We start from the raw sequence: 25398 nt of genomic DNA on the forward strand, positions 1-25398 counted from the left end.
GGTTATCGAGTATGATTAACATATCAAAAGGGCTGGAGGGATATCGAATGATTGAAATAAATAATGTTTCCCGAACATTTAAGGAAAAAAAGCAGGAAATTCATGCTGTTCAAAATGTAAGTTTTACAATCCCAACGGGTGAGGTTGTTGGTTTACTCGGTGAAAATGGGGCAGGAAAAACAACATTATTACGGATGATCGCGACTATTTTAGAACCTACAAAAGGAGAAATTATTATAGATGGAAAAAATACTAGTCAGCAAACGATGGAAATAAAAAGGAAAATCGGGGTTCTTTTCGGTAGTGAAACAGGATTGTACGACCGGTTAACCGCGAAGGAAAATCTCCAATATTTTGCCAAACTATATGGCTTAAGCAAACATGAATCAAATGTGCGAATTGAAAATCTTGCGAAACGGTTTGGAATGAAGGAATATCTTGACCGAAAAGTAGGGGGGTTTTCTAAAGGAATGCGTCAAAAGGTAGCGATTGCTCGGACACTGATTCATAATCCAGATGTGATTCTTTTAGATGAGCCGACTACAGGTTTAGATATTACTTCTGCAAATATGTTTCGAGAGCTTATTCATCACTTGCGTAAAGAGGGAAAGACCATCGTATTCTCTAGTCATATTATGGAAGAGGTTGAACAGCTATGTCAGACCATTGTTATGATTCATAAGGGAAATTTGATCTATCATGGTTCCCTTCAGGAGCTGTATCAACAAGAAGAAACCGAGAATTTAAATTATATCTTTATGTCACGTATAGTGAGAGGTGAAACGGTATGATTTGGAATGTTTATCTGAAAGAGTTGAAGGATGCCTTTCGTGATCGAAAAACAATCTTCCTAAGCATTATTATCCCTATTTTGTTTAATATCGGTATTGTGTTTTTTATCGATAATTATATTCAGTCTGATAAGGAAGGGGATAGCATATCTGTATCGATCAATGAACATACAGATACAGAAATTATTAATTGGTTTAAAGGTATCAAACAGTTGGATATTAACTTATCTGATGATCCCCTACATGAGGTGAAAGAAGGTAAGGCATTAATTGCCATTGATGTAAAAGAAGGAGCAAATCAAGTACCAGACATTACTGTTTATAGCGAACCGACAAGTAGTAAAGGAAGCTCGGCTACTGATATGATTCTAGGTTTACTTTCTTCCAAGAAGAATGAACAAATTATAGAGAAACTGGGGGAAGCAAATGTAAGCAGTTCGATTATGGAACCCTTCACCTTTAAACAGCAATCAGTTACAGGTGAAAAAGATACAATGTCTAAATATATGATTTCTATCATGGCACAGCTTGTTATTGTTTTAGGTGTTTTAATGGGAGGACTACCGGCATCAAGTGACTTATTCGCCGGTGAAAAGGAAAGAAAAACAATGGAGGCATTAATGATGACTCCTGTGAAGAGAATTCATATTTTAGTAGGAAAATGGTTTACGATTGCAACTCTTGGAATGATTAGTGGCATTTTTTCTGTACTAACTTTAGTAGCTTTTGTTCAATTATTTACGTCTAATATGAAAGAAGCTCTTCAGCTTGACCAGCATATCACTGCATTTATAAGTAGTTTAGCTGTAGGTATAATTGTATTTGCTTTTCTAGTTTCCGCATTACAGATGGTCCTTAGCATGGCAGCAAATACGATGAAGGAAGCACAAAACTATGTATCACCTGTAATGATGGTATCTATGATTCCATACTTTCTTTTAATTGGTATCACACCAAATGAATTTCAACCTTATCACTTTATTATTCCATTTATGAATATTTACGCCCTTATTAAGCAATTAATCTATGGCATTTATGATTTAAATAGTATCTTATTAGTAGCTGGAAGCTCCATTTTATTTATCGCAATTACATTTACGATTGCTTCCCTAATGTTCCAAAAGAGTAAGTGGGTTCTTGGGAAATCTTAATAAAACTAGAGAAAGAGGGTGATCGATGATCATCCTTTTTTCTATGGACTCGTGATGTCATTTCTGAAAATGGCGGAATACTATTCTCCACCATCATCCCCTCCGACATCGCTGTCGTCATTTTCTATCCCATCGATTGTTCCAGTGCTATTATTATCAAAAAAGTCATTTATAGTATCAATAAAGCCTTTTTTGTGATTCTTACTTATTGGAGGAGAATGAATAAAGCTCTCAAATGTAAATATCTGAATAGCCTTTTGTTTGTGCTTTGAAATAAAAGAAAGACAAATAATTAATAGAATTATTATTAGTAGTATGCTAAAACACAAAATCATGAACGTATTCAAAACCATCACTCTCCTTGTCCTTTTTTGATAAATATGAAGATTTTCGTTTTATAATACATAAATCAATAAGTTTTTTATCATTTCCTTTAATAAAGTTAAAAGATTACACTAGATATACCTTATAAATGTGCATATACATTGGATAAATGGACGATAACTGATAGGGAAAAGGGGAGAGCATATGCATATAGTGATTGCAGGTGGAAGTGGTTTTATAGGTAAAAAAATACAGAAGTTTCTTTTGGGGAATGGGCATCAAGTAACAATTTTAACGAGGAATCCAAATAAAACGAATCAAACAAGGGGATTATCTGCAGTAGAATGGCTTCAAAAAGATAGTAGACCTGAGAAGGAGTTAAAAGAGGTCGATGCTATTATCAATCTAGCGGGAGAGTCTATTAATGGGTTACGCTGGACAAATAAAAAGAAGTATGAAATTGTTCATAGCAGAATGACAGCAACGAACGAAATTGTGCGAATGATGAACGAATTACATCCGAAACCTCAAGTTCTAATTAATGCATCAGCTATCGGTTATTATGGAATGTCTAAAACACAAGAATTCACTGAGGTGAATAACGATGAAGCACCGGACTTTCTAGCAACAGTAGTCCGGAAGTGGGAGAATGCAGCGGCAAAGGCGAGAAATACTGGTACACGAGTAGTCTTTGCAAGATTTGGTTTAGTTTTAGGAAATGGTGGGGCATTACCTCTCATGCTGCTTCCATATAAAATGAAAATTGGTGGGACGATTGGAACAGGAGAGCAGTGGGTATCATGGATACATGTAGAAGATGTTGTCCGAATGCTGTACTTTGCTATCCTTCATAAGGAGATTGAAGGTCCTTTAAATGTAACTGCTCCAAATCCTGTAACGATGCGACAGTTTGGAAAAGCTATCTCTTCCGTCATGCACTCACCACATTGGTTACCAGTTCCAAGTTGGGTATTGAAATTAGGGCTTGGCGAAATGAGTAGCATGCTATTGGAGGGGCAGAAGGTTATACCGGAAAAATCATTGCGATACGATTTTAAATTTCATTTTCCACAACTCGAAAGGGCGTTGGAAGAAATAGTTTACACATAATTTGAATGGGACAACATCATTATTTCATATATTAAGAAAAGAGAAGTGCTTTAGCTAGACTTGATAAGCAGGACAAATTTATTACTAAAAAATGTATTGAATAAGATACTTTTGTATCTATTTAAAAAAATCAAGTCTTTTTTTGAGTATATAGTATGAAAGTATGAGAAAATGAAGTATTATGATGTTGAAGAAGCTAATATTTAGGGGGAAAAAAGGATAATGACAGAGTTTGTTAGCAGTTTTTTTAAAAAAAGAGGAGTGAAGCGCCTTATTATATTTGCTTTAATTGCACTCATTTTATATTTTCTGAGAAGCATGATGAATTTAATACTGCTAACATTTATATTTGCCTTTTTAATGGATCGTCTATCAGAATTTGTAGCGAAACGATTGCCGATTCATCGGAAGGTGGTCGTCGTCGTCCTTTATATTGCGATTGTCGGCTTACTATCTCTTGGAATTGTCAAATATCTACCCGTTCTCATTGCGGAAATTACACAATTAGTTAGGCAGCTTTTTGATTTTTACTCACAACCACAAGAAAATGTTGTCATAAACTATATTGTAAAACAGATACAAGAGAAAGATGAAATTACTAACTTTTTAAAACAAGGATTTACTTTCCTCCTTGGTTATTTTACAAATGTAAGTAAAGTAAGTGTAGATGTTTTCTTATCACTGATATTAAGTATTTTCTATCTTTTAGAAAAGGAACGTCTCATCGATTTTACAAAAAAGTTTAAAGAGAGTAAAGTCGGTCCATTTTATGATGAGATCGAGTTCTTTAGTAAGAAATTTGTATCAACTTTCGGTAAGGTAATTGAAGCCCAGTTTATTATTGCGATTGTGAACACGGTTCTTACAACGATTGCTTTATCTATTATGGGATTCCCGCAGCTATTTGGATTAGCGATTATGATTTTCTTTTTAGGTCTAATCCCTGTTGCAGGTGTAATTATTTCACTTGTCCCACTATGCTTTATCGCTTATAGTATTGGTGGACCTATTCAAGTTCTTTATGTAGTGGTTATCGTGGCAGTTGTCCATGCGGTTGAAGCGTATGTTTTAAATCCCAAACTTATGTCATCGAAAACAAATCTACCCGTATTTTATACATTTATTGTATTAATCTTCTCAGAGCACTTCTTCGGTGTATGGGGGTTAATTCTTGGAATTCCAGTCTTCGTTTTCCTTTTGGATGTATTAGATGTGAAAAATGAAAAAGAGAAAAAACTCATCAAACGTAAAAAATAAAATTTATTTTTCATCTACTTGACTTTGTCGTAAATAATTAGTATATTTTTGTAAAAATTATAAATCAAAAAACGTCGATAAGGATTAGTAAAATGTCCCGTCTTTTTTAGAGAGGAAACGGTTGGTGCAAGTTTCCAAAAGGCCCATTTGAACCTGCCTTTGAGTTCTGTATCGATTGACTAAGATACGTGCGGTTATTCAAAACCGTTATCAGTAAAGAGTGTACAGCTAAGCTGTAAATAAGGGTGGTACCACCAGGCCTCGGTCCCTTTTCTAGGGACGGAGGTCTTTTTGCGTTTAAGAAAACATTTGAGAGGAAGTTGAATCATGGCAAAGGATAAGAAATTTGTCGAAGAAATTACTGCAATGGAAGATGATTTTGCACAATGGTACACAGATGTTGTAAAGAAAGCAGATTTAGTAGATTACTCCTCTGTAAGAGGGTCAATGATTATTCGTCCGTATGGTTTTGCCATTTGGGAAAATGTTCGTGATGTGCTAGATGGGAAAATTAAAGAAACGGGTCATGAAAATATTTATATGCCATTATTGATTCCTGAGAGCCTATTGCAAAAGGAAAAGGATCATATTGAAGGCTTTGCTCCAGAGGTAGCTTGGGTTACACATGGCGGCTCTGAGGAACTAGCTGAACGTCTAGTTATTCGCCCGACATCAGAAGTATTATTCGGTGAGCATTATGCAAATATTATTCATTCCTATCGTGATCTACCAAAGCTATATAATCAATGGGCAAATGTGGTTCGTTGGGAGAAAACAACAAGACCATTTTTACGTTCTCTTGAATTCCTGTGGCAGGAAGGACATACATGTCACGCAACGAGTGAAGATGCTCAGGAAGAAACATCAAGAATGCTTGAAATGTATGCAGAAGTATGCGAGAAATACCTTGCGATTCCTGTTTTACGTGGACGTAAAACAGATAAGGAAAAATTTGCAGGTGCCGTTCATACATTAACGATTGAAAGCTTAATGCATGATGGAAAAGCATTACAATCAGGTACCTCACATTACTTAGGAACTGGCTTTGCTGAAGCATTTGGTATCCAATTCACAGATAAAAATGGCGAACTTCAAACGGTACATCAAACGTCATGGGGAATTACAACCCGCTTAATCGGAGCATTAATTATGGTTCATGGTGACAACCGTGGTTTAGTGGTACCACCTAAAATTGCACCAAAACAACTAATGATTGTACCAATTGCTCAACATAAAGAAGGCGTACTCGATAAAGCATATGAATTAAGAGATCAACTGAAAAAGGTAGCAAGAGTAGATATTGATGCTAGCGATAAAATGCCAGGCTGGAAATTTAATGAATATGAAATGAAGGGAATTCCACTACGTTTAGAAGTGGGCCCTAAAGATATTGAAAAAGGTCAAGTCGTACTTGCGCGTCGCGACACAGGTGAAAAAATCTTCGTAGCAATGGAAGATCTTGAAGCAAAAGTAGTTGAGCTTCTTGAAGATATCCAAAACAACCTTTTCGAAAAGGCAAAAGCACATCGTGAAGAAAAAACCAATATCGCATTAAATATGGACGAATTCAAAAAGGCTCTAGTCGAAAATCCTGGTTTTATCAAAGCTATGTGGTGCGGAGATGTAGCCTGCGAAAACTTCATTAAAGACGAAACATCCGCAACTTCACGCTGTATTCCTTTCGAAGAAGAAAAAGTATCGGATACATGTGTATGCTGTGGCGGCGAAGCGAAGCATTTAGTATACTGGGCAAAAGCTTATTAAATTAGATGTTAGAAAATGCAGATGGAAACATCTGCGTTTTTTTATTTGAATTGTGGAACCGGACTATAAAGGTTGGACTAAAAAACCGGATGATACCACACAACTGTGGGGGAACCACTAAAAAAGTGAGCGAACCAAAGAAGAAACAGGTCAAAATAAAGGATGAACCAAATAAAAAAGGGTGAAACCACACAAACGAGAGAGAACCACTTAAAAAAGTGAGCGAACCAATCAAAAAAAGAAGGAAACCGGTCAAAATAAAAGATGAACTAAATAAAAAAAGGATGAAACCCCACAAATGTGAGGGAACCACTAAAAAAAGTGAGTGAACCAAACAAAAAAAGAAGGAAACCGGTCAAAATAAAGGATGAACCAAATAAAGGAAGAGTGAAACCCCACAAACGAGAGAGAACCCCTTAAAAATGTAAGTGAACCAAACAAAAAAAGAAAGAAACCGGTCAAAATTATAAATGATACCCTAATCATGTACAGAAACGATTGTCTAAAAATGTACAATTTCGTCGATAATCTTGCATAATATTCTTGAGGTGAATATTGTGCATTTACAATTAAGTATTAATACAGATATTGAAATTAGTAGTCTTTTAGATTTGCCGAAATTAAAAATGTTGATGGAAAATTTAAAAATGAAAATTAATAAGAGTAGCCTGGCTCGGGATATGGGGGTTGATCGGCGTACGATTGATAAATATCTTTCGGGCTATGTACCCAAAACTTCCCGGAAATGCACATCAAAAATTGATGAATATTACGGGACCATTTCGCTGTTATTATCAGAGGATTCTAAACAAGTATTTTATTACAAAAGAGTACTATGGCAGTACTTAAAAGATAATCATGGGTTAAAGTGCGCTGCATCTACCTTTAGAGCTTATATATCATCTAAACCAGAATTTCAAAAGTATTTTGATTCTGGGAAGCCAAAGGGAACACACAGCGAAGTTATTCGCTTCGAAACACCGCCTGCTGAACAAGCACAATTAGATTGGAAAGAAAATATCCGATATATTACAAAAGATGGGGAAATCATCTATGTGAATATTGCCGTGTTGTTACTTGCATATTCAAGATTTAGAACATATTATTTATCCCTTTCAAAATCCCAAAGCGTCTTATTATCTTTCCTGACGGAAAGTTTTGAAGCGCTTGGGGGAGTTCCTAAAACGATTGTGACTGATAATATGAAAACTGTCATGGACGAGCCTCGAACCAAATACACGAAAGGAAAAGTAAATGTACGTTTTGATCAATTCGCACAGGATATGGGATTTAAAGTCAAACCCTGTATTGCCGGAAGACCCAATACAAAAGCCAAGATAGAAGCCCCAATGAAGATACTAGACGAGATACATGCTTATCAAGGAAAGTTTGACTACGAAGAGCTTCATCAATTTGTTCAAAAACTGTGCAATCGAATCAATCATAGCTACCATCAGGGAACAGGGAAAATACCTGTATTGGCATTAAAAAAAGAAAAAGATCTCTTATCCCCACTACCAAATGAAAGAATAAGAGACCACTATAAAATCGATCATACACTCGTTAAAGTAAATACTTCCAATATGATCACCTACAAATCCAATCAGTATTCAGTTCCAGCTGGATACATAGGAAAAACCGTAGGTTTACAAGTATATGATAATCATATCTTTGTTTATTATAACACGGATTTAATTGTCGAACATACCATTAGCCCGTTGAAAATCAATTACAAACAAGAACACTACATAGAAACATTGGCTAGGGGACTGACTTCTTCGACGAATATTGAAGAACTGGCAAAGAAAAATCTAGAGGCAATTAATGAGGTGTATAAAAATGAATAGTAGTTATGCAAAACTTGTACAAAATCTTGAATACTTAAAGTTAAAGCAGATGATCAATCATCTTGATGAAACAATTGATTTCATGACCATAAATCAACTTCCATTTGTAGATACATTAGTCAAACTCACTGATTACGAAATTGATATGAAGGAAATAAACATGGTGAGATCTATGGTAAAGGTTGGGGCATTTCCTCACATGAAAGAAGTAAAGGACTTTGATTTCAATTTTCAACCTTCCATAAATAAGCAACAGATATTAGATTTTACGACATTGCGATTTATTGAGTTAAAAGAAAACATCATTTTTCTTGGCCCAAGTGGGGTCGGGAAAACCCATTTAGCTACCTCAATTGGTATCGCTGCCGCTAAGAAAAGAACCAGTACGTATTTTATTAAATGTAATGATTTGATCATGAACTTGAAAAGGGCAAAACTAGAAAATCGGTTAGAAAATAGATTAAAGCATTATGCCAAATATAAGCTGCTTATTATCGATGAAATTGGATATCTTCCAATTGACGCGGAAGATGCAAAACTGTTTTTTCAGCTAATTGACATGAGATACGAAAAGAAAAGCACCATCCTAACTACAAATGCCAACTTTAAAATATGGGGAGAAATTTTCCAGGATCCCAAAATAGCCAATGCCATTTTAGATCGAGTCCTCCATCACGCAACTGTAGTCAATATAATAGGAGACTCATATCGTCTTAAAAATCATTTTGATAAAGAAAATGAACGAATGACTGAGAAAGGAGATTAATGGAATGGGTACTTATACAGCCATAGGGGCAACTAATTTTTTTCATTCGCACGAGGTAAAATGCAGCCAAAGTGATGTAGAAGAATGGATGAACAGCACAATCACGCTTAACAGAAATGACCAAGTTACTGAATGGGATATGTATGCTTTTAGTGATTGATGGCGATGCAAAGGAACGGCATATGAGCCAGGAATTGATGATCAAACGAAAATCGCAAGATTAATAGATGAGATAAAAAAGCTAAAAAATGAAAATGATAATTTAAAAGAAATAATATATAACCTAGAAGAACAGTTAGGAATACTACCATTTTAATCAAAATTTCCCCTTCCGAAAGGTAGGGGACTGATTAAATAAACACTTTACGTTTGCATTCACAAACATTATTGTACATTCTAAAACAATCAAAAATGTACATAATTCCGTTGACATTTATAAAAATAAAGGATGAACCAAAAAAAATAGGGTGAAACCCCACAAACGTGAGGAAACCACTAAAAAAAGAGAGAGAACCAATCAAAAAAAGAAGGAAACCGGTCAAAATAAAAGATGAACTAAATAAAAAAAAGGGTGAAACCCCACAAACGTGAGGAAACCACTAAAAAAAGAGAGCGAACCAAACAAAAAAAGAAGGAAACAGGTCAAAATAAAGGATGAACCAGATAAAAAAAGGGTGAAACCCCACAAACGAGAGAGAACCACTTAAAAATGTAAGTGAACCAAACAAAAAAAGAAGGAAACCGATAAAAAAATAAAAGATGAACTAAATAAAAAAAGGATGAAACCCCACAAACGAGAGGGAACCACTTAAAAAAGAGAGCGAACCAAACAAAAAAAGAAAGAAACCGGTCAAAATAAAGGATGAACCAAATAAAAAAAGGGTGAAACCCCACAAACGAGAGGGAACCCCTTAAAAATGAAAGTGAACCAAACAAGAAAAGAAAGAAACCGGTCAAAATAAAGGATGAACCAAATAAAAAAAGGATGAAACCCCACAAACGAGAGAGAACCACTTAAAAAAGTGAGAGAAACAAACAAGAAAAGAAAGAAACCGGTCAAAATAAAGGGTAAACCAAATAAAAAAAGGGTGAAACCCCACAAACGATAGAGAACCACTTAAAAAAGTAAGCGAACCAAACAAAAAAAGAAGGAAACAAGTCAAAAAAAAAGAAGAACCAAATAAAAAAAGGGTGACACCACTCAAATGTTAAGTGGTGTCACTTTAATCTTCCTAAAGCTTCCCTATAAAATCTAACTGTTCGATATCAGTGGTGTCTGTTACCCCGTCTAAAATTTTCTGCACATCTGAAAGTGTGTCCTGTAATAGAACGGATTCTCCTTTTTTTCCTGTGAAAGGTTCAGCTACATAAAAAGGTTGGGTTAAATAGGCTTCCAAGCGTTCCCCACGTTTATAGGTTTGAACTTCTGTAGTAGGTAGTTTTTCTATGCCGCTAACAGTGACAAGCGAACGCAATTCGCGGTATCGTCGTAAAAGCTTTTGAGCACGTTGTTGGATCATGAAGTGATTTTGATCTAGATGAGCACCCTCTAAAACGGATGATGTGGAGAAAATAGGATTAACTGCTGGAAAACGATGTCTTGCTGTTAGATCTGCATCAAATTGCCAAAGGGTCTCAAGTGGTCCGTAAGGTAATTCCTCATCAACAACTTCACCTGATAGATCAAGCAAGATGGTTGTTACATTTTCTACACCGATATTTTGCAATCGTTCCTGCAATTGATAGATCTCTCCAGAAACGACATGTGAACGATCAGCTGTAAAAATAAGATCCTTGCCTTTATCGTATGATGCCATTTTTTCGTAGGCTTCATCAATGGTATAAGCAATGATATCCACAAATTCTAATAGATCATTTAATTCGGGGTGATCACCTTCAGGCATAAGGAGAACATTCGCATAACCATTTTTTTTCATTTTGTAGAATAGTTCTGCTAAAATGACCAATTGTCCCATACCTGGGCGAGCAACTAATCCGACGGTCCCATTTTTCGCAAGTGGAGCAAATAGATCTAGAGTTTTAATTCCAGTTTCAATCATCTCGACTTTCTCCCCTCTTAAAATTAATTCATCTAAACTACATTCGGCTAATGTTGCTAAAGCTACCAAAGTTCGTACCTCTGCACGGCCAACTGGAATTTTTCCCGTACATAAATTAGAAACTGTAGCTGGTCGTAAACCAACTGAACGAGCAGCAGTTGTTAAATTAGGTACTTTTCTTCTTAACAATGCAACATTTAATCTAAGTGAATCTGAATTTTCCAATATTTACACCTCCTTACTTTTAATAGTAATATAAATTACGTTTTAATGCAATGAGTTTTTTGTTTAAATATAATTATTTTTTCGCTAAAGAGTAAATATTGAATAGCAAAATTTAATCAAACGTTTGATTAAATTTCGTGGGGATGGAATATTAGTTAAATATATAGTGTAATGTTTATAATTATTTGCCTTATTGAATGGTTAAAGCTTTGGAAAAAATAAAAGCGGCTCTCATAATGAGAGCCGTCTTAAAAGTTATTGAATATAACGTTTTGCACCTACATAGCGTTCTTTCCAATACTTATCGGACATGTTAACCGTTTTGACTCCTTTTGAAGTAGCTCCGATAAATTTTCCTTCTCCTATATAAATTGCAGAAAATGTTACTTTTCCTTTTTTATGACCTGTAGCATAAAAAACGACATCACCTAACTGCAGTTTGTTTGCTTTTATCGATTTTCCTGCTTTGTATTGATCGTTACTAGTTCTAGGAATAGGCAAGTGAGTTGCAGCTGTTTTGTATACATATTGTGTATATCCACTGGCATCAAATCCTTCAGGACTGGTGCCTCCCATTTTAAACTTTTTTCCTTCATGCATTTGTGCAAATGATACAACTTCTTCACCATAGTTGATAGAAGCTGATGCCTGAAAAAGTGGTGTAAATAAGAATGTGACTGCAATAGCAAAATAGGCTGTAATGGCTAGTAAAAATCCTTTCTTTTGAAGCCTCCATTTCATTTCCTTTTTACCCCCAATATATCTGTATATTTTTCACACGATAACAATATATGAAGGGTAAAGAAGAAAGATTCTAATTTGAACGAAAGAACTTTAAAAGAGGCGATTCTTTATAGTATGTTATTTTGAAAAAACAATTGCTGGCTTTTACACCTAATAAAGGAATTAGTGGTACTTATCAAGTTTTGTTGGTGCGACTATTCAAATAATATCGATTTAAAAAATAAAACCTTAGCCATTAAGCTAAGGTTATTCATTACAACAATCATCCATTGTTACCCATTTATCAGCCCAGTGCTGTACTTCCTCGAGAACAGGAGTAATAGCATGGCCTTTTTCACTTAAACGGTATTCAATCCGTACAGGTGTTTCAGGATAAACATCTCGAATGACGATTTGCTCCATTTCTAATTCTTTTAAACGATCAGAAAGCATTTTTTGGCTTATATGTGGAATTTGCTCAGCAATCTCATTAAAACGCATCGGTTGTTTTTCTAAAACGCGGATAATGACACCAATCCAACGTTTTCCTAATAATTGAAATGCCTTTTCAAATTTTGGACAAAGGCGTGATCCTTCCATATTTGATACACCTCCTATATGGAAATAGGTATAACTTTCTTCCTATTTATCATCTATTATACACCTTTTGTAAACTTACTAATAGTTAGTTAGTTTATTTTTACGAAAATATTTTAAAAGAGTTATTTTGTCTTAAAATGATGAAATATTTGTAATATATGCATGATATGGACAATTTTCGGGTAGAAGAAAAGAAATGGACAAGGAGGACGATCAAATGGTTAAAATGAATCATGTTGTGTTAGCTGGTATTGGGATTGCAGGTATTTCCTATTTCTCATCGAAGAATAACAGAGAAAAAGCTCGAGTAATGATAAACAATATGAAAACAAAAGCCGACTCCTGGATGACAAAGAAGAAGCACATGAAGTCTCCAATGACAAAGGTTGGACACTCCGATCCGTATGATTTTGCTGATAATGAAATGGTGAGTGAAGGTGCGATGTACAGTGTTGATTACTATAATGTTGTAGAACAAGAAGATTAAAATTAGAGGGGCTCTATTAGAGGGCCCCTTATTTTTTGGGCTCTTTTCTTAAACATTGTTGCTATTTAGATAATGTTTTAACTAATCAAAATGGATTGAAGATCGACAAGTCCTTCATTCCACTGAGAAAAAGAGCTGTAAATTTTAAAAGAATGCTGAACCCTTTATTCCTTTTGTAAATGCCGACAGTAGGGCATTTACAAAAACAATAAACTATACAAATATAGCTTTTTTATGAATCCTTCACTGGCTGTCCAAGTAAGCCGTAAAAGAAAAGATTGCTTAAATCAAGTAATTCATTCATATGAGTGTTTGAAAATAATTCGGGACGCTGCGTCATTTCACTGAATGTATGAATGTAAATGAGAATGGCATTTGTTGAAAGATCCGGGTTAACATACCCTTCCGCTTTTCCTTGTTCAATCATCTCCATCATTAAGGGAATCGCTTTATTGTTAGCAAAATCCTCGATGACTTCTTGTAGGGATGGGTCGGTTATTCCTTTTAGAAAGTCCGAACTAAGGGTTTTGGCGGCTTCAGTTTTATTGAAAACCATCTTTTCTAATTTTTTCGGAAAGGGAAGATTAGAGTGAAGTAATTCCATATATTGGTCTAATTCATTATTCATATACTCAGACAAAACCTCTTTAAAAAGTTCATCTTTATTTCCGAAATAATTATATATGGTAACAGGGGAGACGTTTGCCTTTTTAGCGATTTCCGTTATACTCACCTTCTCAACCCCATAAACTTTAAAAAGTTCAAAAGCAGCATTTCGAATATTTTCCTTCTTTTTTTCTGTCCTTCGTTGATAACCGTCCATTGCTTTCACCTCAACATAATAATACAAAACTTTTTGAAATGAAACAATATATTTCATTCAAAACCTATTGTCATTTTATTTTTATTGTTTTAATATGTAATAAATGTATTGGAATAGTTCAAAACATTTAAAAGGGGGATGCTGGAAATGGGAATACAAATGAATCAATTAACGAAAGTCTTTCCCAATGGGAAAGGAATATTTGATTTATCCTTCGAAGTAAAGAAGGGAGAAGTGTTTGGATATTTAGGTCCGAATGGGGCAGGTAAATCAACTACGATTAGGCATTTAATGGGGTTTATGAAACCTGAGTTGGGTTCAGCAAAAATAAATGGGATGGATTGTTGGAAGAATAGCGCAGAAATACAAAAGACAGTCGGGTATCTCCCTGGAGAAATTGCTTTTTTGGATGGAATCAATGGTTTAGAGTTTCTGGAGCTCCTTGCAGGGATGCGAGGAATGAAAGATCGAACCTATCGGGACCAATTAATTAGGCGGTTACAATTTGATGTAACAACACCAATTCGGAAAATGTCTAAGGGGATGAAGCAAAAGGTAGGAATCGTGGCAGCCTTTATGCATGATCCGCAAATATTGATTCTAGATGAACCGACATCGGGACTGGATCCGCTTATGCAGAGCTTATTCGTTGAATTAGTTTTGGAAGAGAAGTCAAAAGGGAAAACGATTCTTATGTCTTCCCACATGTTTCAGGAAATTGATCGTACATGTGACCGAGTAGGTATTATAAAAGATGGTAGATTAGTAGCTGTGGAGGACGTTAAGAACCTACAAGCAAAACAGCGAAAACTATTTGATATTTTAGTAGAAACGATGAATGATGTGGAAACCATAAAGCAAGCTGGAATAGAGATTTTAAGTATCGACCATCTTCGGCTTAAAGTGGCAGTACAGGGAGACTATAACCGATTTATCAAAGTGTTATCGCAATGTCATATTCAGCATTTGGATATTCATACTCAGTCATTAGAGGAGATATTTATGCACTATTATGATAAGGAGGGATCACGTTCATGAATGCTTCCCTTTTTAAAGCGATGTTAAAGACAAATGGAAAAAGTATTGTAAGCTATGCGGTAGGAGCAGCATTCTATATGTTCCTAGTCATCTGGATCTATCCTTCGATTGCGAAATCTGATGCACTTGAGCAACTGTTTAAAGAGATGCCCCAAGGGTATTTAAGTGCCTTTGGCATTGATGGCGGAATGTTAGGAGATCTTAGTGGATTCCTAGCAGCCGAGTATTATGGACTATTGTTTTTGATTATTTTAATGATATTTAGTGTCGTGACAGCTACCCAGTTAATTGCGAGATTAGTAGATCGAGGATCTATGGCTTATCTTTTATCTACATCCACTTCTAGAAGTCAAATTGCTATAACACAAAGCATTATTTTAGTTCTGGGCCTGGTTACCATCACATTATTTTCGATCCTTCCTGTTCTATTAGGAGCGAACTGGATCATTGAAGATGCCGATATTAATATTTTGCGATTTATTGAAATGAATATTGTTGGATTTCTATTGTTTTTTGTCATAAGTGGATACTCCTTTTTATTTTCATGTATTTTCAATGACGAAAAACGTGCACTCGCAATCTCTGGTGGCTTATCTATTATCTTTTTTGCCATTAATCTCGTAGCAAAAATGAGTGAGGATTTTGAATGGTTAAAGAAATTTACTATTTTCTCAGCCTTTCAACCGACTGAAATTGCAAAAGGAACCGTTGATATTTTACCAGTCTCAATCGCATTGGGAGGAACAGGAATTGCATTATTTGTCATTGCCATTGTTATATTTAAAAAGAGAGATTTACCATTATAGTGTTTTGAACATATGATCTGTTCATGAATGGAACAGGTCTTTTTTTATTAGGATCTTTTCTTAAACACGTCAATAGGTAAAGCTAAATGGCGCAGTGTCCTTGATTCATTAGATGAAGAACAAATCACGAAGGTAAGAAGGTAAATGTCTTTCATTCATGTTATAAAGGACATACCTTAAAAATTGAACAAAGTCCTTGATCATTACCTGAAATTGCTCATCAAAGAGCTTCAGCATGAAAATAGCCTAGCAGAAATGAAAGGATTTTCTTACAATCATAGCGAATGAAAAGGTAAGTCATTGTTAGAAGGAGGCTATATCCTTGCTTTTTCACTTTAGCGAAGAACCGAATATTCGTGTTTTTTCACCAAGACCATCCGCGTCCTTCCCTGAACTGGCCCCAGCTGTTTGGGCAATCGACAGGGAGCATGCTTCACATTATTATTTTCCACGTGATTGTCCCAGAGTGATTTATAGTAAAGGAGCTTGTACAGAGGTTAGCGATATTGAGAAGTTTTTTTCAGATACCAACGCTGACAAGATAATCGTCGTTGAAAATCAATGGCTAGAACAAATTAGGAATACGACATTATATGTTTATAGCTTTTCGGAGGAAGGGTTTGAACTATTCGATCAGGTAGCAGGCTATTATGTGTCGCATGAGGAAGTTGTTCCGGAAAAAATAGAGCCAATAACTGACCTCATAGGTAAGCTTGTAAATGAAAAAGTAGAATTACGGTTTACACCAGATTTACATCCTATTCGTAATCGAGTTATTGCATCTACACTAGATTTTTCTATTATTCGGTTTAGAAATGCTGGGAAATTACCAAATAGATAAAAACAGGAGAGAGATAAGAGTGAATCCTATTGTCGATCAGTTAACACAGTGGAAAGATTATTTAGAGAAAATAAAAGAGGGAACCCATGAGGAATTTTTTCAGCCGATTAGTGAGGGGAAATGGTCAATAGCAGCAATAATTACTCACATTATGTTTTGGGATCGTTTCTTTTATGAAGAACGTTTGCCAAGCATGATTGAGGGGGGGAGTTTAGCCGGAATCACTGCAGAGGATGTAGAGGAAATGAATAAAGATGCTGAAAGCTATGCTCACTCTGGGATCAGTTTATACGAAATTATTGATGGAGCCATTAAGCAGAGAACAAGACTTGTGGAGAACTTGCGCCAACTAGATTTATCGAAAAGTTTCATTATTAATGGAAATCAGCACAATCTGGAGTCCTATATGAAAGGGGAATATGAGCATGATCTCCACCATTTAAAACAACTAAAGGAGTTAGGGAAATGAAGAATTGGGTAGGTTCAGCAGGTGTTTGTGTCAATGCACAAGGGGAATTATTAATGGTACTCCAGGGAAAACCTGAGGAAGAGAAAAAATGGTCTGTGCCTTCAGGAGGACAGGAGAGGGGGGAAACACTGGAGGAGTGCTGTAAGAGAGAGGTATATGAAGAAACGGGATATGAAGCAGAAATTATAGATAAATTATTTGTTAAGCATACAGAATTGGACGGTTATAACATTGAGGTACATTACTTTTCTATAAGGATTGTAGGAGGGAAGGCAGTAATCCAGGATCCTGATCAATTAATTCATGAAATCGCATGGGTGGCGAAAGATGCCTTGAAGGAAATAGAATTAGCCTTTCCTGAGGATCAGGATTTTCTTTTACACCAAATGGAGAATGTTGATCTACTAAAAAAATAATCACTTCTACTAGTTATTGTTTTTTCGAAATTGAAAAAGGGCTAATAGTTAGCCCTTTTTCAGATAAATATTAATGCAAGATATGCATATAAATCCAAGGAGAAATACAGAATGATGTAATCGCTGCTAATACCATGCAAACGCTAGAAACGGCCCCTGTTGCACTGCTAAGCTCCAGTGCCTTCGAGGTTCCTGCTCCGTGTGAGCTTGTACCAAGTAATACGCCTCTTGCAATTTCACTCTTAAAGCCAAAGATACGAATAATCCAAGGTCCAAGGATCATGCCGATAATTCCTGTCATAATTACAAACACTGCAGTGATGGTAGGAACTCCTCCTATTTTAGATGAAACTCCCATTGCAATAGGAGTGGTGATCGAATAGGGGATAATACTTGTAACCAATGTTTTATTTAACTGTACAAGCCATGAAATACTAAATGAAGCAAGAATAGACATCATACAACCAAGTAACACACTAAATAAAATTTCACGTAAATATTTTTTTAAAATAGGATAATAACGATAAAGTGGAATGGCTAAGGCAACTGTCGCCGGCTGCAGTAACTTAGTTAGCCACTTTGCTCCGGAATTATAAGAATCATAACTAATATGAAAAAGTGCTAGGACAAATATGATTAATATGGGTGCCAGCAATAGCGGAGAGAAATATACTTTCTTCTTTTTTGTATACCACCATTTCGCTCCCCAATAAATACTAGCGGTGAGAATTAAGAATAGTAGGATCAGCATTTTTTATTTTCCCCTCCTTTTGTTTGGCCATTTTTTCAGCTAACAATCCTGAACAAATCATCACAATAGCGGAACTAATAACGATAACTGCTATTATTTTAAGTCCATTATCCATTAATAGATGTTTATATTGAATGATTCCAACAGCTGAAGGAACGAAGAAAAGGAGCAACTCAGCAACTAACCAATTTCCTCCAACTTCAATCCACTTTAGCTTTACGACTTTCGTTTGTAATAAAATAAATAATATAACTAATCCCAAAATACTACCTGGAATGTTGAGATGAAGCCATTCTGAGACTTCTCCTAGTATATAAGTAAAGATACAAAGGATCATTATTTGAAGACAACCAATAAATATTTTTTTCATATTGTACACCCTTCTAGTGAAAAAATTTCCCTCTAATAAAGTGTACATCGGGTAATGCTATAGGTAAAATGAATATATAGAATAATAGTCATTCTCAAAAGTTATAAGAGGTGTACCAAAAGTGGACATTCAACATTTAAATTACTTTGTAGCTGTGGCTACAGAAGGAAATTTTACGAAAGCTGCTCAAAAGCTATATGTGTCACAACCATCGATAAGTAAAATGGTGAAAAATCTTGAGGATGAACTTGGTGTCATTCTATTTGATCGAACGGGTAAGCATGCAAAGCTGACAGATGCTGGTGAAAAAATTCTCGTTCAAGCGCAAAATATTATTAAATCCTTTCAAAACTTGCGATCGGAATTAGATGATTTAATGCAGTTAAAAACAGGAATCATTCATATTGGTTTACCTCCAATGGTGGGGTCACGCTTCTTCCCTAAGGTAATACAAGCCTTTCACCAACAATATCCGAATATAACTGTACAGCTTGTTGAAGATGGGGCTAAAAAAATTGAAAGAGATGTTGGCAATGGTACACTAGATCTAGGAGCCGTTGTTTTACCGATAAATGAAGATCAGTTTCATACTTTTTCATTTGTAAATGAGAAGTTAATGGTTGTTACTCATCCTTCCCATCCACTTAGTAAAAGAAAACAACTCCAGCTCGTTGATTTAGAGGCTGAACCATTTATTTTATTTGCTAAAAATTTTGCCCTACATGATCGAATTATAATGGAATGCGTGCGGAAAGGATTCCATCCAAATATTATTTATGAGAGTTCACAATGGGATTTCATTAGTGAAATGGTTGCCGCTAATAATGGGGTGGCGCTTCTTCCTGAAACGATTTGTAAACAAATTGGCCATGACAGGGTCTCACGTATTCCGCTGATTGATCCAGTGATTCCTTGGCATTTAGGAATTATATGGAGAAAGGATCGATATTTGTCATTTGCAGCAAGAGAGTGGATTCGTTTTACACAAATGTTTATGATGAGAGAGAAGAGTCAATAAAATAGAAGTGTAAAGGTAGGCATATAGGAGGGAATTTAAGAAAATGGCAAATGAAATGGAGCCAATAAATACAGAAGAATTAAAAACAAGAATGGAAAGAGCAAAAAAGCATTATTCGAATAAAAAGCTTTGGGACAAGCTGAAAAGTGTTGGAAAAAAAGCAGGTGGCATAGTAGTATATGCCGTACTTTTACTGTACTACACTTTACAAAAGCCAAGTGTGCCTGTAAAAACTAAAGCAATGATTATTGGAGCGCTTGGTTATTTTATTTTACCTATAGATTTAATTCCAGATTTTATTACAGGAGTAGGTTATGTAGATGATTTAGGTGCACTTGGAGCAGCTATTTTACAAGTCGCCACTCATATTGACCAAGATATTAAGGATAAAGCCAAAAACAAATTATCTACTTGGTTTGGAGAAGATATTGATACTTCATCCATTGATGAAAAATTAATTAACTAATTTCTAGTATACGGGTGCTTGTCATTAAAGCATTGCCACTAATTTAACCGTTGTTTTTTGCGAAAGAATTATCACTATCCATTTCCTGTTTTCTTTAACAATTTTAGCAATGATTAAAAAATAAAAGCCAGATGATCTGTTTATACGGTATACTGTCTTTAGTCTTGTTCGTATAAGAGGCAATCTAGGTTTCTTGGTCATATATGGAGGAAAAAATGGGAGAGTTTATTCAATCAATCTTAAATTTTTTAACTGACCTTGGTTATTTTGGGGTCGCTCTAGGTCTCATGATTGAGATTATTCCAAGCGAAATCGTGTTGGCTTATGCTGGATATCTCGTTTCACAAGGACATATCAACTTTGTCGGAGCCATTATAGCTGGTGTAATCGGTGGAACGATCGCACAACTTTTTATTTATTGGATTGGAGCATATGGTGGTAGACCTTTCTTGAAAAAATATGGTAAATATATTTTTATTCATGAAAGGCACATTGATATAGCCGAAGATTGGTTCAATAAGTATGGATCAGGAGTAATCTTTACTGCGAGATTTATACCTGTTGTGAGGCATGCTATTTCGATTCCAGCAGGTATTACGAAAATGTCTCTGAAAAAATTTACTATATATACAACGCTAGCAATCATTCCTTGGTCCATTTTATTCGTCTATTTAGGTGATAAACTGGCTTCGAATTGGAAACATGTGGATGAATTTGCAAAGCCGTATATTCAACCAGCAATGATCATTGCAATTGGGCTAATCATGTTATATTTCATATATAAGTGGATAAAAAAACAAAAAAATAAATAAGCATATTTGGGCCGTTTGAACTGCACCCTGTCAAGTAGACAGTATAAAAAAATAAAATTAGGCAATGGCCTTAGTTCGATATTCTATCGGGCTAAGGCCATTAAATTTGGCTTGTAAACGGTCTTGATTATAAAACTTTATATAATCTTTGATATCCTTTTGAAGCTCCTCAAAGGATTGATAATGATGAAGATAATATCTTTCTACTTTCAAAGTCCCCCAGAATGATTCCATGCATCCATTATCAATACATTTTCCTACTCTAGACATACTGTGGATAAGATGGTTTTTTTCGATTATCCTTTTAAATCCATTTGATGTATATTGAAAGCCACGGTCACTATGAATTAAACGTTGCTCATCATGTAAAGGATTCTTCGTTAAGGCACCTTTGATGGTTTTAAAGACTAAATTATTATCATTTCGATGTCCCAATACAAAGGATACGATAGAATTGTCATACAGGTCTAAAATAGCGCTTAGATAGGCCTTTTGACCATTCCCATATTTTAATTCTGTTATATCAGTTACCCATTTTACATTTGGGTGTACTGCCGTAAATTCTCGGTTCAAGATATTCTCTTCCACGTTATTATCAGATGGGCGATGATCCCATTTCTTTTTCCGTCGTATCTTTGATTGTAGGCCAACTAATCGCATTAAACGATGAATTCGTTTTGTGTTATAATGCTTATTCATTTTCCGATTGAGATTCATGGTAATACGTCGATAACCGTATATTCCATCCACCTTTTGATAAATCGCTTTAATTTCTTTAAGTAATCCGCGATTTTCGCGTTCCTGATCCGTTTCCTTTCGATTGACCCATTTATAGTATGAAGACCGATTGGTATGACTTATTGTACAAAGGAGCTGAATAGGGTAATTCATTCTTTCATTTAATTCCCGTATTGCACAATAAGCGACTTCATTCCGAACCTTGCTTAGTACCGCCTTCTTTCGATTTCCTCCAACTTTTTTAAAAAAGCATTTTCAGCTTCCAATCGATAATTTTTTGCTTCTAATTCCTTAATCTTTATCCTTAATTTCTCTTGTTCTGACATTTCTTCTTGAGGTTTCTTTCTTCCACGGTGATCCCGTAGGGACTCTGGTCCATCTGCTTCATATTTTTTTGTCCAACTGTATATTTGCTGGTAGCTAATTTGGAATTTCTTCATGACAGCTGAATAGTCATGGCCATTCTTTATACAAAAATGAACTGCCTCCACTTTCTCCTGGAAAGACAATTTTCTAGAATGAATCATAAGGGATTCCCCCTGACTTGTTTGTCTCGTTTCCTTATGATTATTATAGTTCTTTATCCAACCCCTGAGGGCGCCACGGCTCACTTTATGCCTTCTACATATTTCCAACATGGAATAATCACCAGATATATAGTCTTGAATTGCCCTTAATCTTATTTCATCCGAGTATTGTTTCCATCTGCGTGATTCCTTTAAACCATCAATACCATATAATTCATATTTATCTTTCCAGCTATGGAGTGTGGATTTAGATATTTTATATTCTTTTATCAAACTGCTGGGGCTCATTTCCCCCTCTATGTATTTCATTAAAATTTGATATTTCTCCTCGGTAGAATATTTACTTCTTTTTGACATAAAAAATCCCCCTAGAGTAACGACAGATTTTTGTTTTTTCATCTGTCCACTTTAAGGGGAGCATATCAGTCTATCTAGATTGGCCTTTTTTATGTTTGCTAAAAGGACTTTTTAAAGAAGATACAGAATTCATAGTATAAGCATAACATTTAAAGGAGTGGATTAAAGATGAGTACAAGCCAAATAAGGGATCTTTTATTTTCGGAATTATACGTAGCTGTACGGACAACTAAGGAGCTGTTGAAGAAAATTACAGAGGAGGATTTTTCCTTTCAACCGAATGATAAAATGCGGAGCTTATTGGAACTAGCCAATCATTTAGTGCAGATTCCTTTCATAGATCTTGCAATTGGACAAGAAAAAAGTGAGGAAGAGATTCGAGAATTGGAAAAGAAATTATATTCTAATGATGTACATGAGCTGGGAACAGTGATGGAAACAGGCTTTAATGAACTTAAAAATTATTATGAATCGATGTCAGAAGAAGAATTCGTTGGTAAGGTGACTAAGCCGTTTTATTTTACTCCTGATATGGAAGGACATACGCAAGCAAAATGGTTGATTGAAATAACTACACATGCCTTTCACCACCGCGGGCAGCTATTTAACTATTTGAAGGAATTAAATAAAGAGGTAAATATGTTTGATTTATATTAGGCTAAACATTAAGAGGGTTGACTATTTATTAATAGACAACCCTCTTTTTATATAAAATGGGGGGACCATTTTATTCTTAGCATGATTTCAATAATGATGTACGCTGATTACTATGTTTACTTATTCATAGGCTGTTTTTAAATAGCTGAAATGTTTGAGAAAAAAAGACCTATTAAAAAGAGATGTGAACTATAGATAAGGTGACATGTCATTTAATTTATTGTTGAGAGAATTTCCAACGTTTATGGAGTAAGTCTTCAATGGAATGAGCAATCTTCATTTTATCCCTTTTCTGGAGTGCCTTTTTTATGGACTGTACTTCTAACTTTGTGACGGAAAGCCCAAAATACTTCGCTAATGTTTTTTCTACATTTGCACCATTCAACACTTCTGCTGTTATTGGTTGTATTTCTTTGGTTTGCTCCATGTAAATCCCTCCTAAGCTTTCTCTTTAAGCTAATGATAAAGGTTAATGTTTAAATTACAATGAAGATTTTTTTAAGACATTATTAAGATTATTAATAAAAAGTGACATGTTCCTCATACTTTTACAAATACTATAAAATATTGGGTGAAAATATATTGGAATAGAGAGTATAGTGCAATATTTCTGAATGCAACCCTTTCCATTGTGAATCGGAAACTTTTATGTTTTAATTTGAAAGGAGTTTAATTCACTGGTGTTATTTTTAAAGTCGATAAAGAATTTCATCATGCGTTAAACTTGAAAAAATTAGAATATGTATGTAACATCACTTGCATTTATTATATTAATAAAATATTTAATGGGGAAGGATGGAAGGGGGTCTTCATTCCGCCATTGTATGTTGTACGCAAGGTGAGAAATACATCAGAATGGAGGAAAAAAGATGAAGTATATCATTTCTATCATCGGTTTGCTGGTTGTTTTGGGACTAGCACTTATAGCGAGTAATAATCGTAAAAAGGTTCATTATAAACCGATCATTTTAATGATTGTGATTCAAATTGCATTAGCCGCATTATTATTAAATACAAAATTTGGATTAATATTAATTAAAGCAATTGCAGAAATATTTACAAAGCTATTAGAATACGCAGGAGAAGGGATTTCTTTTGTATTTGGTGGATTAGCGAATAAGGGAGAAGCCCCCTTTTTCTTAACAGTATTACTTCCAATTGTTTTTATTTCTGTTCTAATAGGGATATTCCAATATTTAAGAATTCTCCCTTTAATCATGAAGGGAATTGGATTATTATTAAGCAAAATAAATGGTATGGGTAAATTAGAATCATATAATGCTGTTGCGTCTGCTATGGTAGGACAGTCTGAAGTATTTATAACAGTGAAAAAACAATTAGATCATCTGCCTGCACACCGCCTTTATACATTATGCGCATCAGCTATGTCGACCGTGTCAATGTCTATTGTAGGGGCATATATGACAATGATTGAACCAAAATATGTAGTTACGGCACTTGTTATCAATTTATTTGGTGGATTCATTATTGCTTCTATCATTAATCCATATAAGGTAGAAGATAAGGAAGATATATTGGAGATTCAGGAAGAAAAACAAAGCTTCTTTGAAATGTTAGGAGAATATATTCTCGATGGGTTTAAAGTAGCCATTATTGTTGGTGCTATGTTAATTGGGTTTGTTGCTTTAATGGCAGCTATTAATAGTGTGTTTGACTTGATCTTTGGCATTTCATTTCAGGATATCCTTGGATACATTTTTTCTCCAGTTGCCTTTATTATGGGAATCCCATGGTCGGAAGCGATTAAAGCAGGAGGAATTATGGCTACAAAGCTTGTGACCAATGAATTTGTTGCCATGATTGATTTAACCAAAATCCAGTCAAGCTTTAGCCCAAGATCTATTGGGATCATTTCAGTGTTCCTTGTATCATTTGCAAACTTCTCATCTATTGGCATTATAGCTGGAGCAGTGAAAGGGCTTAGCGAGAAGCAAGGAAATACAGTTGCCAGATTCGGATTAAAATTATTGTATGGTGCTACTTTAGTTAGTATCTTATCTGCGATAATAGTCAGTTTTGTTTTATAATTTAGGCTCTTTTCTCAAACATTGTTGCTATTTAAGTAAAGTTATAACTATTAAATATCGACTGAGGATCGCTACAAGTATCAATTTACTGAGAAAGAGCTGCAATCTCCATTAAGTACCGCTAGAATCCTTTATTGGGAGTAAAAGCCGGCAGTT

General features: G+C 35.1%; 29 protein-coding genes and 1 other annotated feature. Of the genes, 19 read left to right on the plus strand and 10 right to left on the minus strand.

Annotation, left to right across the window (positions count from 1 at the left end; all coding sequences use genetic code 11):
* Positions 1-47 precede the first annotated feature (47 nt).
* Together MHI39_RS02170 and MHI39_RS02175 are read left to right on the plus strand one after the other, a co-directional pair.
* On the plus strand, positions 48-791 hold the full coding sequence (locus MHI39_RS02170; protein ID WP_342540612.1) for an ATP-binding cassette domain-containing protein: 744 nt from the start codon (positions 48-50) through the stop codon (positions 789-791).
* Positions 788-1942 (plus strand): ABC transporter permease, encoded by a 1155-nt coding sequence (locus MHI39_RS02175; protein WP_259548696.1) that lies wholly within the window; start codon positions 788-790, stop codon positions 1940-1942. Before MHI39_RS02170 ends, MHI39_RS02175 begins: the two co-directional genes overlap by 4 nt.
* Positions 1943-2022: 80 nt before the next feature.
* Here the strand turns inward: MHI39_RS02175 and MHI39_RS02180 are convergent, their stop codons facing one another.
* Positions 2023-2289 carry a hypothetical protein gene (locus MHI39_RS02180; RefSeq protein ID WP_259548697.1) on the minus strand — a complete coding sequence of 89 codons (267 nt, stop codon included), beginning with the start codon at positions 2287-2289 and terminating at the stop codon, positions 2023-2025.
* A 181-nt stretch (positions 2290-2470) separates the two neighbouring features.
* Between MHI39_RS02180 and MHI39_RS02185 the strand changes: the two genes are divergently transcribed.
* The 6 genes from MHI39_RS02185 (at position 2471) to MHI39_RS02210 (ending at position 9170) form a co-directional block, all read left to right on the plus strand.
* Positions 2471-3376 carry a TIGR01777 family oxidoreductase gene (locus MHI39_RS02185; RefSeq protein WP_278892412.1) on the plus strand — a complete coding sequence of 302 codons (906 nt, stop codon included), beginning with the start codon at positions 2471-2473 and terminating at the stop codon, positions 3374-3376.
* A 222-nt stretch (positions 3377-3598) separates the two neighbouring features.
* The gene (locus tag MHI39_RS02190) at positions 3599-4633 is read left to right on the plus strand and encodes an AI-2E family transporter (RefSeq protein WP_058004159.1); all 1035 of its coding nucleotides are present in this window, start codon (positions 3599-3601) and stop codon (positions 4631-4633) included.
* Positions 4634-4698: 65 nt separating this feature from the next.
* Positions 4699-4906 (plus strand) — a binding site (T-box leader).
* A 51-nt stretch (positions 4907-4957) separates the two neighbouring features.
* Complete coding sequence (proS, locus tag MHI39_RS02195) at positions 4958-6397, plus strand: proline--tRNA ligase (RefSeq protein ID WP_276514007.1); 1440 nt, start codon at positions 4958-4960, stop codon at positions 6395-6397.
* 557 nt (positions 6398-6954) lie between these two features.
* Positions 6955-8244: an IS21 family transposase gene (gene istA / locus MHI39_RS02200; protein WP_259547020.1), complete on the plus strand. Its 1290-nt coding sequence runs from the start codon at positions 6955-6957 to the stop codon at positions 8242-8244.
* Positions 8237-9010, plus strand: coding sequence for an IS21-like element helper ATPase IstB (istB, locus tag MHI39_RS02205; protein WP_058006956.1), 774 nt, complete (start codon positions 8237-8239; stop codon positions 9008-9010). Before istA ends, istB begins: the two co-directional genes overlap by 8 nt.
* Positions 9011-9014: 4 nt before the next feature.
* Complete coding sequence (locus MHI39_RS02210) at positions 9015-9170, plus strand: hypothetical protein (protein WP_161809585.1); 156 nt, start codon at positions 9015-9017, stop codon at positions 9168-9170.
* 1072 nt (positions 9171-10242) lie between these two features.
* Here MHI39_RS02210 and MHI39_RS02215 read toward each other — a convergent pair.
* From MHI39_RS02215 to MHI39_RS02225, 3 genes are all read right to left on the minus strand, one after another.
* Entirely contained in the window at positions 10243-11295 is a 1053-nt protein-coding gene (locus MHI39_RS02215; protein WP_342540613.1) for a hypothetical protein, read from the minus strand.
* Positions 11296-11550: 255 nt separating this feature from the next.
* Positions 11551-12036, minus strand: coding sequence for a C40 family peptidase (locus tag MHI39_RS02220; RefSeq protein ID WP_342540614.1), 486 nt, complete (start codon positions 12034-12036; stop codon positions 11551-11553).
* 249 nt (positions 12037-12285) lie between these two features.
* Positions 12286-12618: a helix-turn-helix domain-containing protein gene (locus MHI39_RS02225; RefSeq protein WP_058004155.1), complete on the minus strand. Its 333-nt coding sequence runs from the start codon at positions 12616-12618 to the stop codon at positions 12286-12288.
* Positions 12619-12835: 217 nt separating this feature from the next.
* Between MHI39_RS02225 and MHI39_RS02230 the strand changes: the two genes are divergently transcribed.
* The gene (locus MHI39_RS02230; RefSeq protein ID WP_058004154.1) at positions 12836-13105 is read left to right on the plus strand and encodes a hypothetical protein; all 270 of its coding nucleotides are present in this window, start codon (positions 12836-12838) and stop codon (positions 13103-13105) included.
* 232 nt (positions 13106-13337) lie between these two features.
* Here the strand turns inward: MHI39_RS02230 and MHI39_RS02235 are convergent, their stop codons facing one another.
* Complete coding sequence (locus MHI39_RS02235) at positions 13338-13985, minus strand: TetR/AcrR family transcriptional regulator (protein WP_342540615.1); 648 nt, start codon at positions 13983-13985, stop codon at positions 13338-13340.
* 90 nt (positions 13986-14075) lie between these two features.
* Between MHI39_RS02235 and MHI39_RS02240 the strand changes: the two genes are divergently transcribed.
* The 5 genes from MHI39_RS02240 (at position 14076) to MHI39_RS02260 (ending at position 17498) form a co-directional block, all read left to right on the plus strand.
* Positions 14076-14966, plus strand: coding sequence for an ABC transporter ATP-binding protein (locus MHI39_RS02240; RefSeq protein ID WP_058006866.1), 891 nt, complete (start codon positions 14076-14078; stop codon positions 14964-14966).
* Positions 14963-15772 carry an ABC transporter permease subunit gene (locus tag MHI39_RS02245; RefSeq protein ID WP_058006867.1) on the plus strand — a complete coding sequence of 270 codons (810 nt, stop codon included), beginning with the start codon at positions 14963-14965 and terminating at the stop codon, positions 15770-15772. Before MHI39_RS02240 ends, MHI39_RS02245 begins: the two co-directional genes overlap by 4 nt.
* 322 nt (positions 15773-16094) lie before the next feature.
* Positions 16095-16613 (plus strand): DUF6886 family protein, encoded by a 519-nt coding sequence (locus tag MHI39_RS02250; protein WP_342540616.1) that lies wholly within the window; start codon positions 16095-16097, stop codon positions 16611-16613.
* Positions 16614-16632: 19 nt separating this feature from the next.
* Complete coding sequence (locus MHI39_RS02255; protein ID WP_342540617.1) at positions 16633-17082, plus strand: DinB family protein; 450 nt, start codon at positions 16633-16635, stop codon at positions 17080-17082.
* Positions 17079-17498: an NUDIX hydrolase gene (locus tag MHI39_RS02260; RefSeq protein WP_342540618.1), complete on the plus strand. Its 420-nt coding sequence runs from the start codon at positions 17079-17081 to the stop codon at positions 17496-17498. The genes MHI39_RS02255 and MHI39_RS02260 overlap by 4 nt, the downstream gene beginning before the upstream one ends.
* A gap of 70 nt (positions 17499-17568) precedes the next feature.
* Here the strand turns inward: MHI39_RS02260 and MHI39_RS02265 are convergent, their stop codons facing one another.
* Together MHI39_RS02265 and MHI39_RS02270 are read right to left on the minus strand one after the other, a co-directional pair.
* Entirely contained in the window at positions 17569-18249 is a 681-nt protein-coding gene (locus tag MHI39_RS02265; RefSeq protein ID WP_058006871.1) for an LrgB family protein, read from the minus strand.
* The gene (locus MHI39_RS02270; protein WP_058006872.1) at positions 18215-18619 is read right to left on the minus strand and encodes a CidA/LrgA family holin-like protein; all 405 of its coding nucleotides are present in this window, start codon (positions 18617-18619) and stop codon (positions 18215-18217) included. Before MHI39_RS02270 ends, MHI39_RS02265 begins: the two co-directional genes overlap by 35 nt.
* 121 nt (positions 18620-18740) lie before the next feature.
* On the opposite strand from MHI39_RS02270, the gene MHI39_RS02275 reads away from it, so the two are divergent.
* The 3 genes from MHI39_RS02275 to MHI39_RS02285 all read left to right on the plus strand — a co-directional run bounded on the left by MHI39_RS02275 (position 18741) and on the right by MHI39_RS02285 (position 20915).
* Positions 18741-19637 (plus strand): LysR family transcriptional regulator, encoded by an 897-nt coding sequence (locus MHI39_RS02275; protein ID WP_058006873.1) that lies wholly within the window; start codon positions 18741-18743, stop codon positions 19635-19637.
* A gap of 55 nt (positions 19638-19692) precedes the next feature.
* A complete protein-coding gene (locus tag MHI39_RS02280) occupies positions 19693-20103 on the plus strand; it encodes a YkvA family protein (protein ID WP_342541411.1) in 411 nt (136 codons plus the stop codon).
* A gap of 215 nt (positions 20104-20318) precedes the next feature.
* The gene (locus MHI39_RS02285; protein ID WP_342540619.1) at positions 20319-20915 is read left to right on the plus strand and encodes a DedA family protein; all 597 of its coding nucleotides are present in this window, start codon (positions 20319-20321) and stop codon (positions 20913-20915) included.
* A 57-nt stretch (positions 20916-20972) separates the two neighbouring features.
* Here the strand turns inward: MHI39_RS02285 and MHI39_RS02290 are convergent, their stop codons facing one another.
* Both MHI39_RS02290 and MHI39_RS02295 read right to left on the minus strand, forming a co-directional pair.
* Positions 20973-21827: an IS3 family transposase gene (locus MHI39_RS02290; protein WP_139254916.1), complete on the minus strand. Its 855-nt coding sequence runs from the start codon at positions 21825-21827 to the stop codon at positions 20973-20975.
* A gap of 32 nt (positions 21828-21859) precedes the next feature.
* Positions 21860-22537 (minus strand): helix-turn-helix domain-containing protein, encoded by a 678-nt coding sequence (locus MHI39_RS02295; RefSeq protein ID WP_058006963.1) that lies wholly within the window; start codon positions 22535-22537, stop codon positions 21860-21862.
* A 168-nt stretch (positions 22538-22705) separates the two neighbouring features.
* Between MHI39_RS02295 and MHI39_RS02300 the strand changes: the two genes are divergently transcribed.
* The gene (locus MHI39_RS02300; RefSeq protein WP_342540620.1) at positions 22706-23194 is read left to right on the plus strand and encodes a DinB family protein; all 489 of its coding nucleotides are present in this window, start codon (positions 22706-22708) and stop codon (positions 23192-23194) included.
* Positions 23195-23411: 217 nt separating this feature from the next.
* Here the strand turns inward: MHI39_RS02300 and MHI39_RS02305 are convergent, their stop codons facing one another.
* Positions 23412-23621, minus strand: a complete 210-nt coding sequence (locus tag MHI39_RS02305) for a hypothetical protein (protein ID WP_058003988.1) — start codon at positions 23619-23621, stop codon at positions 23412-23414.
* Between the two features lie 442 nt (positions 23622-24063).
* On the opposite strand from MHI39_RS02305, the gene MHI39_RS02310 reads away from it, so the two are divergent.
* Positions 24064-25242, plus strand: a complete 1179-nt coding sequence (locus MHI39_RS02310) for a nucleoside transporter C-terminal domain-containing protein (protein ID WP_058003989.1) — start codon at positions 24064-24066, stop codon at positions 25240-25242.
* Positions 25243-25398: the final 156 nt, after the last annotated feature.

The organism is Heyndrickxia sp. FSL K6-6286 (assembly GCF_038630395.1).
GTDB lineage: Bacteria > Bacillota > Bacilli > Bacillales > Bacillaceae_C > Heyndrickxia > Heyndrickxia oleronia.

Bases quoted from the DNA above. Each gene is read 5' to 3' on its own strand.
- MHI39_RS02170 (WP_342540612.1), top strand. From the start codon at position 48: ATGATTGAAATAAATAATGTTTCCCGAACATTTAAGGAAAAAAAGCAG.
- MHI39_RS02175 (WP_259548696.1), top strand. From the start codon at position 788: ATGATTTGGAATGTTTATCTGAAAGAGTTGAAGGATGCCTTTCGTGAT.
- MHI39_RS02185 (WP_278892412.1), top strand. From the start codon at position 2,471: ATGCATATAGTGATTGCAGGTGGAAGTGGTTTTATAGGTAAAAAAATA.
- MHI39_RS02190 (WP_058004159.1), top strand. From the start codon at position 3,599: ATGACAGAGTTTGTTAGCAGTTTTTTTAAAAAAAGAGGAGTGAAGCGC.
- istB (WP_058006956.1), top strand. From the start codon at position 8,237: ATGAATAGTAGTTATGCAAAACTTGTACAAAATCTTGAATACTTAAAG.
- MHI39_RS02210 (WP_161809585.1), top strand. From the start codon at position 9,015: ATGGGTACTTATACAGCCATAGGGGCAACTAATTTTTTTCATTCGCAC.
- MHI39_RS02220 (WP_342540614.1), bottom strand. From the start codon at position 12,036: ATGAAATGGAGGCTTCAAAAGAAAGGATTTTTACTAGCCATTACAGCC.
- MHI39_RS02225 (WP_058004155.1), bottom strand. From the start codon at position 12,618: ATGGAAGGATCACGCCTTTGTCCAAAATTTGAAAAGGCATTTCAATTA.
- MHI39_RS02230 (WP_058004154.1), top strand. From the start codon at position 12,836: ATGGTTAAAATGAATCATGTTGTGTTAGCTGGTATTGGGATTGCAGGT.
- MHI39_RS02235 (WP_342540615.1), bottom strand. From the start codon at position 13,985: ATGAAATATATTGTTTCATTTCAAAAAGTTTTGTATTATTATGTTGAG.
- MHI39_RS02240 (WP_058006866.1), top strand. From the start codon at position 14,076: ATGGGAATACAAATGAATCAATTAACGAAAGTCTTTCCCAATGGGAAA.
- MHI39_RS02245 (WP_058006867.1), top strand. From the start codon at position 14,963: ATGAATGCTTCCCTTTTTAAAGCGATGTTAAAGACAAATGGAAAAAGT.
- MHI39_RS02260 (WP_342540618.1), top strand. From the start codon at position 17,079: ATGAAGAATTGGGTAGGTTCAGCAGGTGTTTGTGTCAATGCACAAGGG.
- MHI39_RS02265 (WP_058006871.1), bottom strand. From the start codon at position 18,249: ATGCTGATCCTACTATTCTTAATTCTCACCGCTAGTATTTATTGGGGA.
- MHI39_RS02270 (WP_058006872.1), bottom strand. From the start codon at position 18,619: ATGAAAAAAATATTTATTGGTTGTCTTCAAATAATGATCCTTTGTATC.
- MHI39_RS02280 (WP_342541411.1), top strand. From the start codon at position 19,693: ATGGAGCCAATAAATACAGAAGAATTAAAAACAAGAATGGAAAGAGCA.
- MHI39_RS02285 (WP_342540619.1), top strand. From the start codon at position 20,319: ATGGGAGAGTTTATTCAATCAATCTTAAATTTTTTAACTGACCTTGGT.
- MHI39_RS02295 (WP_058006963.1), bottom strand. From the start codon at position 22,537: ATGTCAAAAAGAAGTAAATATTCTACCGAGGAGAAATATCAAATTTTA.
- MHI39_RS02300 (WP_342540620.1), top strand. From the start codon at position 22,706: ATGAGTACAAGCCAAATAAGGGATCTTTTATTTTCGGAATTATACGTA.
- MHI39_RS02305 (WP_058003988.1), bottom strand. From the start codon at position 23,621: ATGGAGCAAACCAAAGAAATACAACCAATAACAGCAGAAGTGTTGAAT.
- MHI39_RS02310 (WP_058003989.1), top strand. From the start codon at position 24,064: ATGAAGTATATCATTTCTATCATCGGTTTGCTGGTTGTTTTGGGACTA.